Origin of the sequence: Pseudomonas sp. 6D_7.1_Bac1, assembly GCF_025465945.1 — a bacterium.
GTDB lineage: Bacteria > Pseudomonadota > Gammaproteobacteria > Pseudomonadales > Pseudomonadaceae > Aquipseudomonas.
Genome location: NZ_JANLNW010000075.1, coordinates 124,148 through 136,917, shown reverse-complemented (window position 1 = coordinate 136,917; position 12,770 = coordinate 124,148). Strand labels below are relative to the sequence as shown.

13 protein-coding genes and 1 pseudogene are annotated in these 12,770 nt (G+C 60.5%); 3 read left to right on the top strand and 11 right to left on the bottom strand.

The features are described from left to right. The first annotated feature begins 97 nt into the window (after positions 1-97). Complete coding sequence (locus NTD87_RS23060; protein ID WP_262116504.1) at positions 98-1,288, top strand: MFS transporter; 1,191 nt, start codon at positions 98-100, stop codon at positions 1,286-1,288. 181 nt (positions 1,289-1,469) lie between these two features. Beyond that, positions 1,470-2,405: an alpha/beta hydrolase gene (locus tag NTD87_RS23055; RefSeq protein ID WP_262116503.1), complete on the top strand. Its 936-nt coding sequence runs from the start codon at positions 1,470-1,472 to the stop codon at positions 2,403-2,405. A 582-nt stretch (positions 2,406-2,987) separates the two neighbouring features. Here NTD87_RS23055 and NTD87_RS23050 read toward each other — a convergent pair. From NTD87_RS23050 to NTD87_RS23010, 9 genes and pseudogenes are all read right to left on the bottom strand, one after another. Continuing rightward, positions 2,988-3,059 (bottom strand): annotated as a pseudogene (locus NTD87_RS23050) (transposase); the annotation flags it as partial. A gap of 112 nt (positions 3,060-3,171) precedes the next feature. Next, positions 3,172-3,876: an SDR family oxidoreductase gene (locus NTD87_RS23045; RefSeq protein ID WP_262116502.1), complete on the bottom strand. Its 705-nt coding sequence runs from the start codon at positions 3,874-3,876 to the stop codon at positions 3,172-3,174. A 225-nt stretch (positions 3,877-4,101) separates the two neighbouring features. After that, positions 4,102-4,563 carry a MarR family winged helix-turn-helix transcriptional regulator gene (locus NTD87_RS23040; protein WP_262116501.1) on the bottom strand — a complete coding sequence of 154 codons (462 nt, stop codon included), beginning with the start codon at positions 4,561-4,563 and terminating at the stop codon, positions 4,102-4,104. 229 nt (positions 4,564-4,792) lie between these two features. Next, a complete protein-coding gene (locus NTD87_RS23035; RefSeq protein WP_262116500.1) occupies positions 4,793-5,185 on the bottom strand; it encodes a VOC family protein in 393 nt (130 codons plus the stop codon). 133 nt (positions 5,186-5,318) lie between these two features. Continuing rightward, positions 5,319-5,765, bottom strand: a complete 447-nt coding sequence (locus NTD87_RS23030) for an OsmC family protein (protein ID WP_262116499.1) — start codon at positions 5,763-5,765, stop codon at positions 5,319-5,321. A gap of 204 nt (positions 5,766-5,969) precedes the next feature. Continuing rightward, on the bottom strand, positions 5,970-6,416 hold the full coding sequence (locus NTD87_RS23025; RefSeq protein WP_262116498.1) for an Ohr family peroxiredoxin: 447 nt from the start codon (positions 6,414-6,416) through the stop codon (positions 5,970-5,972). 584 nt (positions 6,417-7,000) lie between these two features. Beyond that, on the bottom strand, positions 7,001-7,492 hold the full coding sequence (locus NTD87_RS23020) for a GNAT family N-acetyltransferase (protein WP_262116497.1): 492 nt from the start codon (positions 7,490-7,492) through the stop codon (positions 7,001-7,003). Between the two features lie 174 nt (positions 7,493-7,666). Further along, complete coding sequence (locus NTD87_RS23015) at positions 7,667-8,434, bottom strand: alpha/beta hydrolase (protein WP_262116496.1); 768 nt, start codon at positions 8,432-8,434, stop codon at positions 7,667-7,669. Between the two features lie 40 nt (positions 8,435-8,474). Next, the gene (locus NTD87_RS23010; protein ID WP_262116495.1) at positions 8,475-9,095 is read right to left on the bottom strand and encodes an isochorismatase family protein; all 621 of its coding nucleotides are present in this window, start codon (positions 9,093-9,095) and stop codon (positions 8,475-8,477) included. 125 nt (positions 9,096-9,220) lie between these two features. Here NTD87_RS23010 and NTD87_RS23005 point away from each other — a divergent pair, with 125 nt between their 5' ends. Then, complete coding sequence (locus NTD87_RS23005; RefSeq protein WP_262116494.1) at positions 9,221-10,147, top strand: LysR substrate-binding domain-containing protein; 927 nt, start codon at positions 9,221-9,223, stop codon at positions 10,145-10,147. A gap of 31 nt (positions 10,148-10,178) precedes the next feature. On the opposite strand, the gene NTD87_RS23000 is transcribed toward NTD87_RS23005, so the two are convergent. Next, positions 10,179-11,648 carry an amidase gene (locus NTD87_RS23000; RefSeq protein WP_262116493.1) on the bottom strand — a complete coding sequence of 490 codons (1,470 nt, stop codon included), beginning with the start codon at positions 11,646-11,648 and terminating at the stop codon, positions 10,179-10,181. 61 nt (positions 11,649-11,709) lie between these two features. Next, positions 11,710-12,756, bottom strand: a complete 1,047-nt coding sequence (locus NTD87_RS22995; protein WP_410017509.1) for an extracellular solute-binding protein — start codon at positions 12,754-12,756, stop codon at positions 11,710-11,712. Positions 12,757-12,770: the final 14 nt, after the last annotated feature.

The following is a 12,770-nucleotide window of genomic DNA, read 5'->3' as shown; positions in this document are numbered from 1 at the left end:
ATTAAATGATAATTCCTCATATCTATCGACCTTCTCTACGATTCATGGCAACCGCGGCCCAAGGCTGTTCATTCCTGAATGATCGAGAGAGATTCTCATGCCACTCATCGTGTACATCTTTACGCTCAGTGCCTTCGCACTGGGCCTTGCCGAGTTTGTTCCCATTGGTCTGACCGATGTCATGGCGCAAAGCTTGGACGTCAGCATCGAACAGGCCGGCAGCGCCGTGACCCTGTACGCATTGGGGGCGACCTTCGCGGCGCCCGTCCTGACTGCCTTGACCGCCGGATGGTCACGCAAGCAAGCCATGCTGGTGACAGTATTGGTCTTCACCGCCGGCAGCCTGCTCGCGGCGATCGCCACCAACCTGTCGACACTGCTGATTGCACGCTTTGTGGCCGGCATGGGCCACGGCCTGTTCCTCGCCGTGGCCTCGAGCACGGCGGCACGTCTCGTCGGGCCGAAGAAGGCCGGCAGCGCCGTGGCTGTGGTGTTCGGGGGGTTCACCATTGCCATGGCGATTGGCGTGCCGATCAGCACCTACCTTGGGGGCGTGATCTCCTGGCGTCCGGTGCTCGGCGCGATCGCGGCGTTCGGCGCACTGGGCTTCCTCGGCCTGCTGCTGGGCATGAAGGAGCCGCCCAAGCAACAAGGGCACATTGGAGCCGACTCGGTCGGGCAGGCGCTGAAGGCAATCTTCCATCCGACCTTGCTGGTTGCTGCGCTCGTCACGGTGCTGGGCTATGCCGGCTCGTTCACTGCCTACACCTACATCGCACCGCTGCTCACGGACGTCACCCACGTCAGTGGCACCACGGTCAGCATCTTCATGTTGATCTATGGCGTGCTCGCCGCGATTGGCAACGTGATTGGCGGCAAGATGACCGACCGGATCGGCGTGGATCGTTCAAGCGTGATCGTGATCAGCGGTATCGCCCTCGTTGCGCTGGGCATGTGGGCTTTCGCCTCCTCGGCGCTTGCCATGGGCGTACTTGTCGCATTGCTGGGCCTATTCACCTTCGCTGCCGTGCCGGCCTTGCAGGCCCGCCTGATCGGCATCGCCGAACAGCATGCGCCGCACGCCCATGGCGTGGCGGCCGGCCTGAACATCGCCGGTTTCAACTTCGGCATCGCCTTGGGCTCGGTATTGGGCGGTGTGACCATCGGTACCGTCGGCATTTCCTACATGGGTATGGTCGGTGCCGTCGTCTCGGTACTGGGGTTGGTGCTGCTGATGGTGCGCAACCGGGGAGGCGACTACCGCGCGGTCGTGGGTCCTGCCGCATGACGCGGCCGGGCGGCAGGGGTGAAACCGAAGCAATCCCTGTTTTTCCCATCTCCATTCTTTTACGTGAGGCACTTATGACCACACTGTTCGATTTCTTTGACCTATCAGGCCTATCTCGCGTGGCCTGCTGCTTGGCACCCCTCCATGCGACTGAAGCCGCAATGATTGAAAGGCAATGACCATGACGACGCCCAACAACTCTTCCGCCAAGCGCCTCACCGTGCAGATTCCGACGCCATCGGGTGATGCGATCGAAGCGTGGGTCTACCTGCCCGAGGGCAGCGGCCCCCATCCCGCCGTGGTGATGGCCCACGGTATCGGTGCCATCAAGGCGGGAGGACTGGCTCCGTTTGCCGAGCGCTTTCGCGAGGAGGGTTTCGCCGCCATCGCGTTCGACTACCGCAACTTTGGCGGTTCCGGCGGACAGCCGCGCGAAGTGCTCTGCGTCCCACGCCAGCGCGAGGACTACAGCACCGTCATCGGCTGGGCACTTGAACAGCCCCACATCGACCCGAGCCAGATCATTGTTTGGGGCACGTCATTCGCCGGCATGCATGTCGTCGAACTTGCTGCCTCCGACACTCGACTGGCTGGGGCCGTCGCTCAAGCCCCGCTCACCGATGGCTTGGCCGCGGCGATGATGGCTCCGCCCAGGACCGGGATTCGACTCTTCGGGCTGGCACTGCTCGACCTCCTCGGTTCCGTTTTCGGTCGCCAGCCGATCTACATCCCCGGTCACGGAAAACCAGGGGACCTGTCCATCGGCGCCACGCCGGACGGCCTGTTCGGGGAGAGGCTCATGACGCCGAAGGATGGGACGCGGTGGCACGACCGTGTGGCCGCACGGTCTTTGCTTAGTTTCTCGTGGCGTCGCCCCGTGCGACGCGCCGCCTCCGTACGTGTCCCCCTCCTGCTCGTCGTCCCCGAGGCAGACACCATTGCGCCGGTGCCTGCCGCACTCGAGGTTGCCCGCAAGGCACCGCGGGCTGAATTGTTCCGCAGCGCCGGTGGTCACTACGACGTCTACGAAGGCGGAGCAGGGTTCGCCGACGTGCTGCGAGCAGAGGTCGACTTCCTCCACCGTCACGTCAAAACGGCAGCCAAAAAGGGTTCCTGAAGCCCCTCCCGGATGGGGCGGTTCACTTGAGGGTACGTCGACTTACCTGAGCCAGCCCCCGAATTGGGCGCCTCTTCGCGTTGCTACAGCATCAGCAGGAGTTGGGCGTCAGCCACGTCGCCGTCAATCTCAATCCGCTACGCCGGCCTGCAGAGGATGCGCGGGCGGAGTTCGTCGTACCGCAGTTTCCTGCCGCATGACGCGGTCGGGCAGCAGGGGCGATACCGAAGCAACCCCTAACTTTTTCCATCTACATTTTTTTATCTGGAGACTGACATGTATGAGTAAAGCGCTTCACACTCAATCAAAACGATATTTCGTTTCTTGACCAGCAGTTTTCCTTTCCGAGCATTCATGTCGTCGGTTACAACAGCGCCGGTGATCCGCTCAACGGCTATATGCGAGCGGCAGCTTTCGGCCGTTCTCTGCCCATCACGAATAGTAGGCAACGACCGATTCTGTTGAAAAAGTCGGATTTTCAGTTGGCCTGAACTCAGGCACGACCACCATCGGAAAACCTACTCACCACATCGAGTGGTTTCTCGGCCCTTCATTGATCTTTGCGGCTCTGTTATTGGGTTAGCACAGTCGCCGTTCGGAGCGGATGCCGTAGCAGTAGCCGACGATCAGCATGCGGATCATCAGTTCAGGATCACCCGCGTCTGTTCGGCTCCGTGATCGCCGGCGTCGACTACGAAGCTGACGTGAAGCTCCCGGGCATCATTGACGTCACGGCCTGACCCGACGGGCGACCGCTCCTGCGCCTTCAGTGCGGCGTCGCCTCATTCAGATAAACGCCCGCCGACAGCCCGGCCTTCACCTGCCGCGTGAACTCGTCGGTGGACACTTCCTCCGCGCCCGCCTCGATTGCGTCGTACGCTTGGCGCACGACGTCGGCCGGCGTCGACTTCGGTACTTCCAGTTCGCGCGTCAGATCCGTATCGATAAAGCCAGCATGCAGCCCGACGACCTGCGTGCGCTGCTCGCGCAGTGAATGGCGCAGGCCGTTAGTCAGCGCCCACGCGGCTGACTTCGACACGCCGTAGCTCGACAGGATCGGCCGGTTCACCCAGCTCGCGACGGACAGCACGTTCAGGATCGCGCCGCCGCCGTTGCCGGCGAGGATCGCCGCGAACGCCCGCGACATCGCCAACATCCCGAGCACGTTGGTTTCGAAGTGATCGCGTAACGCGTCGAGCGCACCGTCGTCTGTCAAGCTGCCGAACCGCGCGATGCCCGCGTTATTGATCAACAGCGTGACGTCGCGTGCCGCGTCGGCGGCCGCGGCCACGGCCGCCGGATCGGTCACGTCCACTTTCACAGGTACGACACCCGGCAGCGTCACGCTGGCCGGATCGCGCGCGCCCGCATAAACTTTCCGCGCCCCTCTATCGAGCGCCTGTTTCGCGAACTCGAGGCCAAGCCCGCGGTTCGCGCCCGTCACGAAAACGACAGCACCTTCGATTTTCATAACCTTTCCTTTCGAATGATGAATCGCATGCGTGCTGGTTCGGCGCTCGCGTGAGATCCGGTGGAAACAAGGCTGCAATCGCGTACCGAATCATTGCACCGCCTATCGACCTTTTCTGCAAGGTCACGCGACACACCATCTGCGCTCGCGTTCTGCGACTGAGACCGCCGAGCCCACGATGTGTCAAGACCGGAAAGGGATAGCGGCAATACGACCGTTAATCGCTCATTCGCCGTTTCGGACTGACTTGATAAGATTGTTCCTCAGCGTCACGATCGCCTTTTGCACTTTAGCGAACTCGTCTGGCGCGAGGCCAGTCGCCTCAGAGAGACTCATAGTTAGGGCTTTTTCGCGCAGCTGTCGACCGTTTTTCGTGAGCCTAACCCGCACCTGACGCTCGTCTTCGGGATCGCGCTGCCTCTTCAGATAACCCATCACTTCAAGTTTCTTAAGCATCGGTGTGAGTGTGTTGGATTCGAGAAACAGCTTCTCGCCCAGACCGCTGACGGTCTGGTTGTCTTCCTCCCAAAGCGCAACGATCGTGATGTATTGCGTGTAAGTAAGCCCAAGCTCCTCGAGCATCGGCTTGTATGCCTTACCGAACGCCAGGTTCGTGGAGTAGACCGCAAAGCACAGATAGTCTGACAGCGGCACGGCCGCAGCGGGCGGTTGGTTAGTAGTTTTCATCTGTATCCTCTTTGGGTAGAGCCTGACGTTTCACAAGGCATACGGAGCATTATGTATCGCATGCGATTATGTCGCAATATAACGAGCGTCGGGCCGCTGCCGCATAGGGTGCAAACGACAGTCAATTTCACCGGGCCCAGCTATTTCGCATCGTAGAGGCCTTGCGGCGGCACTTGCCTGGCGCTATGGCCGCCGCTTGTCTAGAGAGCCTTTGACGCCATCCTTCGTTTCAGGCCGGCACGCAATACAGGGCGCCGAGCTTGTTGCCGTCCGGATCACGCAGATAGGCGAGATAGAGGCTGCCAAACGCCGCCTCACGCACGCCCGGCGGCGCCTCAGCCGATGTTCCACCGTTGGCGACCCCGGCGGAATGCCACCGATCGACCTGCTCGGTCGACTGGCAGGTAAAGCCGATTGTTCCACCATTGGCAGGGCTAGCGGGCTGACCATCGAGCGGCTGGGTGATGATGAAAAGCGCCGTGTTGGCGCGATATACATAGCGCCGACGCTGATCGTTGTCATCACTGAAACCTTCACCATAGCCGAGCGCGCCTAGCGTCGCATCGTAGAAGCGCTTTGCTTTTTTCAGGTCGTTGGTGCCGACCACTATGTGACTGAACATTGCTTCCATCCTCCTTAGTAAATAAACCACGACCCATCCGATGCTGTGGCCGACGCGCATGAAGATCGATGATGCGGGACGGCCCAGCGACGGATGAATGCACGGTCTAGTGGTGTGCGAAGAGGCTATCCGATTACACCGTGACGATGTGCATGCCGACCTCGATGTTGCCATGCACAGACTTCGAGTACGGGCATATCGTATGGGTCAGGTGCGCGATTTCCTCGATGACTTCCTTTGCCAGGCCCGGCACGCGGATGGTGAACTGGGCGCCGAGGAACCACGCGGCTCCGGTTTGCCCAACGTTTACCTGAATGTCCACGGAATAGTCGGATGGCAGTTTGACCTTCTTCAGCGAGGCCGCGATTCCGAACACGGTGGTGTAACAGGCCGACCACGCACCGGCAAACAACTTTTCGGCTGTCGGGTGCGGCTCGGTGGCGATGAACTCGAGGCTTTCCACGCCGGGCGCTGACAGCTTGAGGTCAAAGACGCCAAACTCGCCGCGCTGGAGATTGGGGTCACGATTTACCGTGGCGTGGGAGTTGCCTTTGGCGAGTACTTTTACGATCTTTTCCATGATGGATTCCTTCGTGAATAAGGGTGTTAAGCTGATTTTGTGCGCGCGAGATTTAATCGTATGCGCGTCATATTGGGCGCGGATGTGCTTTTTTTAAGGCATATAAGATATAATCGCATGCGATTTTAAGTTGGCTTGGATGACAACCTCGCGTTGACCAAATTCCTCATAAGATATTTAGTGAGACCCGCATGCCTCGTCCGATCACACCGTGACGACGCTCAGGCCAACCTCGATGTTGCCGTGTACGGCCTTCGAATACGGGCAGAGCTGATGGGCCAGGCCCGCAAGAGCCTCGACGACTTCCTTTGCCAGACCCGGCACACGGATGGTGAACTGCGCGCCGAGGCAATGCCCGGTACCGACCGTCCCAATGCTTACCTGGATGTCCACGGAGTAGTCGGACGGCAGTCTGACCTTCTTCATCGAGGCCGCAATCTCGAACGCGCTGATGTAACAGGCCGACCACGCGCCCGAAAACAACTGCTCGGCTCTCGGATGCAACTCGGTGGCGATGAACTCGCGGCTTTCACCGTCGGGCGCTGACAGCTTGAGGTCGAGGACGCCGAGCTCACCGCGTTTGACATTGGGGTCGCGATTTACCGTGGCGTGGCTGTTGCCTGAGTGGAGGACTTGTTCGATCTTGGTCATGATGGATTCCTTCGTGGACAAGGGGATTAGCGTTGTTAACTCGTATGCGATGTGATCGCATGGGTTTAATCATGAGGAAGGAATTGACGGATGTCAATCGTAAAAGATTTAATCGTATGCGTGTTATCGATAGGATGAACGAAGACGTTGCGGCGGCCAGCATGATGTTGCCTATCTAACACGCTGTCGCACGGGCCGCGCGCTGTCTTGTCCTTTAGCAGGTGTAGACGGCATGATTGAGCGCAAGCCGACGCCAGAACGTCCGGCCAATGATGCATGTGAGCGGCGGTTTGTGGCCGTTCTCTGCCCGTCACGAATGGCAGGTAACGACCGATTCTGTTGAAAAAGTCGCTCTGCCCAAACTGCCTGATCATTGACTGGTGAAATCGTCGTTTTTGCACGCTGCTACGTGAAATCCGAGGCCGGAAGTCTCTGCCAAAAGTAAAGATTTCAATCTCGGACGCATACTTTTCTGATGCGCAAACCATGGCCGACTTTTTCAACAGAATCGACCCACAGCCATCGTTCATGAACGCGTCAATCGGTTGGAAGCAGCCATCAGGGTAATGGGAAGGGTGATCAAGTCACTGGAAGGTTTTCGCCATCTCGGTTGTAGCGGCCCAGCCCAATCCCTCATATACCGGCTTGCCAACCGTGGTCGCGTGCAGCACGGCGAAACTCATTCCGCGTTGGGTAAATTCGGCTTCAGCCAATTTCATCAGGGCTGAAGCCAGCCCCCGACGCCGGTAGGCCGGCTCGACAAATACATTCAACACGTAGCCGCGCTGGTCTAAGGTTGGGTGGGACGGATGAGGTGGCCAATCGATATTCATCAGACCTATCGCCGCCACAGGCTGCCCTGTGTCCATCAGCGCAAAACCGTAGTAACGGCCATCTAGCAGTCGTTCGTGTAACCAGGGCCGGAAGTGCTCAGTCATCACCCGCAACTTCGATGGGTCTCCTCCCGCCTCAAGGAACATCGTTTCGCGGTGCACACAAATCATCTCACGGTCATTTGGCTCTAGCCGTCGAGCCGTCAAGCCTGAAAAATCGATGTTGCCGGGAATCTCTTTCATCGCATGCACCTGGACGGAGCGGCCGATGCTAGGGCGGTCAAGAGAAGAATGTTAGACACAGATTGAATAAAAGCGCGCCATACAGCGCCCGTGACCGGAACTGACCCAAAGCGTACATAGACGAGCGCCCCGTGTGTTCGGGGCGCTCGACAGGTCTAGCGGCCGGGATCGGGGTTACTTCTTGCCTTGGGCCGCTTGTTCGATGATCTCGGCGACCGCTTCAGGCCTGGACACATAAATGGCATGGCTACCCGACGCCTCGACCACGGTTGCGCCTGCGCGCTTGGCCATTTTCTGCTGGACGGGCGGCGGGATCATGTGGTCCTCGGTGGCGACGAGATACCAGCTCGACTTCGACTTCCAGGCCGGAACAGTGACCTTTCCGCCGGCAGCGCCCACACCCCACGGCACTTGCGACGCCGCCATGAATTCTGCCTCTTCGGCCGAGAGATCGCCCGCGAACGAGGCGGCAAACTTGCTGCGATCAAGGGCCAGGAAGCCATCCTGCGGCGGCACGATCGGGGGGACCGGCGCGCCCGGGGCAGGGTTGGAGGTCAGCGATTGCACCGACTCGCCAGCGTCCGGCGCGAAGGCGGCAATGTAGACAAGGCGCTGTACCTTGGGGTCGGTACCGGCTTCGGAAATCACCGCACCGCCGTAGGAGTGGCCCACTAGCACCACCGGGCCGTCCTGCTGCGCGATGACGCGCTTGGTGAAGGCAACGTCGTCCACGAGCGAGGTCGTCGGGTTTTGCACGATACTGACGTTGTAACCGTCCTTCGTGAGCAGGTTATAGACCCGCTGCCAGCCGGACCCGTCAACGAAGCCACCGTGGACGAGCACGACGTTCTTGAGGGCTTGCGGAGCCTGCGCGGGCTCGGTGGCATAAGCGGTGGAGGCCAGGGATAGGGTGACGGCGACGGCCAACTTCTTGAGATTCATCAGTGTTCTCCCAAGGTTCAGGGGCTGGATCGGTTGGTGTTCAGCTGTGTGAGAAGTACTGCTTCAGGCCATACACGAGGCCGGCGAAGGGCATGCCGAGCGCAGCGTAGACGGCCTCGGCTTCGGGCGCGGCATTGTCGGCCAGAATCTCGACGGCGACGTTCGAGTAACAGACGGGGATCACGCCGGCCTGCTGCATGCGCGCCACGCCCATGGCGACTTGCGTCTGGCTGAAGCCGCCGGAAGCATCGATCACTGCAAAGCTGTTGTAGCCGTCGGCAATGGCCGACATCGCCGGGAAGGCGAGGCAAACGTCGGTCGAGATTCCCGTCACGATCAGGTTCTTGCGGCCGGTCGCCTTGACCGCATCGACGACGCGGCGCTCGTCCCAGGCGTTGACGGTGGTGCGCTCGATGCGCTGCACGCCCGGTAGCGCTTCGGCGAGCTCAGGGATCAGCGGCCCCCACATCCCCTCGGTTGTCGTGGTGACGATGATCGGCAACTTCAGCGCCAGCGCTGCCTTGGTCAGGCCGACGACGTTGTGCATGAGGGTGAGTGTGTCGATGTCGCGCACGCCGGTGTAAAGGCCGACCTGATGGTCGACCAGTAGCAGGATGGCATTTTCGCGGGTCAGGCGTTCGTAGAGATGGGGCGAGTTCATGGCAAGGCTCTCCGGGTCGGGATGCATTAACAGTAGAACTCGGACAGTCTGAGAGCAATTAGGGGAAATGAGAACTATCGTCTACGCCATGGGACGATAAGTCGGCGCGAGAGGTCGACTGCCTTGTGCACCGAGGTCTGGCGATGCTCGATCTGAATGATGTCTACTACTACGCCAAGGTGGTCGAACACCAAGGCATCACGGCTGCGGCCCGGGCGCTCGATGTACCCAAGTCCAGCATCAGCCGGCGCATCCTCGCGCTGGAAGCATCGCTGGGTGCACGGCTGATTCAGCGCACGTCACGGCGTTTCGTCGTGACGGAGATCGGCGCGGAGTTCCATCGCCACGCGCTGGCCATGCTGGTCGAGGCCGAGGCGGCGCAAAGCGTTGTGCAGCGTCGCACCGCCGAGCCGAGCGGCACCCTCCGATTCACCTGTCCGGTGGCGTTTGCGCAGTTGGCGCTGGCCGAACTGATTCCCCGCTTCATGGCGGCTTACCCGCGTGTGCGTATCGTGCAGCACGCAACCAATCGCTACGTAGACCCCGTGCAGGAAGGCTTCGACCTCTGTCTGCGGGCACATGCCGCGCCGCTGCCCGATTCGTCGTTGGTCCAGCGCACCATCGCCCAGATTCCCTGGTACCTGTTCGCGTGCCCAAGCTATGTCGCTCGTAAAGGCATGCCGAGCGCACCCGATGCACTGTCGGAACATGACGGTATAGCGCTCGGCGGTGGGCAGGAGAACTACACGTGGCACCTGCGCGATGTACACCAGTCTGATCAGACCGTCGTCGTTCCTTTCATGCCAACTCTGGTGAGCGATGACATGGCAACGCTCAAAGCAGCGGCATGCGCAGGTTTGGGGATCGTTGCACTACCGGGTTACGTTGGCTCCCGCGAGTTTGAGCAGGGTCGGTTGGTTCGTGTGTTGCCTCAGTGGATTGCGGGCTTGGCGACGATGAGTGTGCTGATGCCGTCTCGCCGCGGTCTGCTGCCATCAGTCGGCGCGTTCGTTGAGTTTCTCGCGGAGCACGTGCCGACGGCAGTTCAATGAATAGCAGCCGGCCAACATTACCGTTGCCACGTCAGTGTTTATCAAAGGCGCCACTTAACAGGGGTGAAGGGCAGCGTTCAAACCAACGGCTCGCCTGTTCGTAGGCGTGGGCCATCTGCAGCACCGCGAAGTCAGCCTGGTGCCTGCCGATGATTTGAAGACCCATGGGCAGGCCGTTCTGGTTAAAACCCACTTGCACATTCGCCACCGGGCAGCCGGAGAGGGTGCCGGGAATCACCACCTCCATCCAGCGGTGATAGGTGTCCATGCTCACGCCTTCGATGCTGGTTGGCCAGGGGAGGTTTTTGTCGAACGGGAAGACCTGGGCAGTGGGCAGCAGCAGGTAGTCGAAGCGTTCGAACAGTTTGCTGATGGCGCGGTACCAGTGACTGCGGGCCACCGAGGCGGCGAACACGTCGCTGGCTGAGAGCCTGAGTCCGTTTTCCACTTCCCAGCATGCTTCCTCCTTTAGCTGTGCGCGCTGACTCGCGTTGGCGTAGGCACCGCCGAGAGAGCCGGCGACCATCCAGTGCCGCAACGTGCGCCAGCTGTCCCAGAGCTGTTCAGGGGCGAAGTCGATAGGGGCCGGTTCGATGCTGCAGCCCAAGGCTTCGAAGTCGGCGAAGGCGCTTTGGCATAGTTCGAGAATGCCTTTTTCCATCGGCAGATAGCCGTTGAAATCACCGAGCCAGCCCAGGCGCGTGCCGCTGAAGTCGCGCGCAAGCGGAGCAGCGAAGGCGGCACCGGACTCGGCGATGGACAGCGGTGCCCGGGCGTCGGCGCCGGCCTGGACCGATAACAGCAACGCCGCATCGCGTACGCTGCGGCCCATCGGGCCTTCGTAGCCGAGTTGGTCGATGAACAGGTCGGCGCTGTCGTCGAAGGGCACCCGGCCTTGGGACGGACGAAAACCGAAGACATTGTTGAACGCCGCCGGATTGCGCAGCGAGCCCATCATGTCGCTACCGTCGGCCACCGGCACCAGGTGCATGGCCAGTGCCGAGGCGGCACCGCCACTGCTGCCGCCGGCGGTTTTACTCGGGTCATAGGCACAGCCGGTGGCACCGAACAGCGGGTTGTAGGTTTGCGAACCCAGGCCGAATTCCGGGGTGTTGGTCTTGCCGATAATGATTGCCCCGGCGGCTTTGATCCGCTCGCTCATGATGCCGTCGCGTTCGGGCACAAAGTCCCGGTACAGCGGTGAACCGAAGGTGGTGCGAATGCCGCGAGTCAGGGACAGGTCCTTGATGGCGTGAGGCAGGCCGTGCATCCAGCCACGGTACAGGCCACGTGCCAGTTCGGCATCGCGCTGATCAGCCTGGGCCAGAAGATCTTCCGGCGCTTGCAGGCTGATCAGCGCATTGACCAGCGGGTTGAAGCGTTCGATGTGGGTCAGGTAAGCCTGCATCACGTCCCGGCAGGAGACCTGACGCAGGCGAATGCAGTCGGCGAGTTCATGGGCCTGCAGCAGGACCAGTTCGCTGATGGAAGTAGAAGTCATTGCGACGCTGCCTTGTAGACGACTGGAGAAACGCCCCGCCAAACGGGCGGGGCGGTAAAGATCAACGCATCAGGTTGGTCCACAGGCGGTCGGCCAGGCGGATCGCACCTTCACCGCAGGTCTTGCTGAAGACCACCTGTGTACCTGCGGGAATGTGCAGTTCGGGCGCATCCTTCAGGCCCGCGTCGAGAAACGGTTCCACGCCCTTGATCGGGCTCTGGTGCTTGAGGAAGTTCTGGGTCATCGCGGCGTTTTCAGGCTGGCTGAGGAAGGCGATGAAGGCCTTGGCATTCGCCGGGTTCTTGCTGCCCTTGGGGATGACCATGTTGTCGACCCAGGCCAGCACGCCTTCTTTCGGGTAGAGGTATTTCAGGCTCGGTTTCATTTCCCGCGCACGCATCGACGAACCGCCCCAGAAGGTCGACATGTCGATTTCACCCGAGGCCAGGTTCTCGCGGATCGAGCCGGCCTTGGAGCTGTAGGTTTTGACGAATGGCTTCTGCGCCTTGAGCAGGCTCATCACTTGCTGCATTTGCTTGGGGTCTTCGCTGCACAGCGGGATGTTCAGGTACAGGCTGGCCATGTCCACGACGTCGCTGACCGAGTCGAACATGTTGATCCGCCCTTGCAACTCGGCTGGCGGTTCATAAAGCACCTTGTAGCTGTCGGTCGGGCCTTTGTAGCGTTCGGTGTTCAACACCACGCTGGTGGTACCCCAGATGAACGGCACCGAATAGGCGCCTTCCGGGTCCCAGGTGGGTTTTTTCAGGTTGTCGACGACGCCGGCGTAATAGGGTTCTTTGACCGGGTCGTAGCGTTCCAGCAACTGCTCCTTGATCAGGATCGGAACAAACTGGTGTGAAGGAATCGCCACGTCATAGCCGGCGCCACCTTGTTTGAGCTTGGCCAGCAGGGTTTCGTTGGAGTCGTAGGAATCCACCGTGACTTCAATGCCGGTCTGCTTCTGGAACTTGGCGAGAATCTCTGGCGAGAAGTAGCCACTCCAGCTCACCACGTTAAGTTTTTCTGCGGCCTGAACGCTGCCGGCCATCGTCAGTGGCAATGTCAGTAACAACGAGGTGCCGATGCGTGTAATCAACTTGCTCATGCTATTTCCCCACG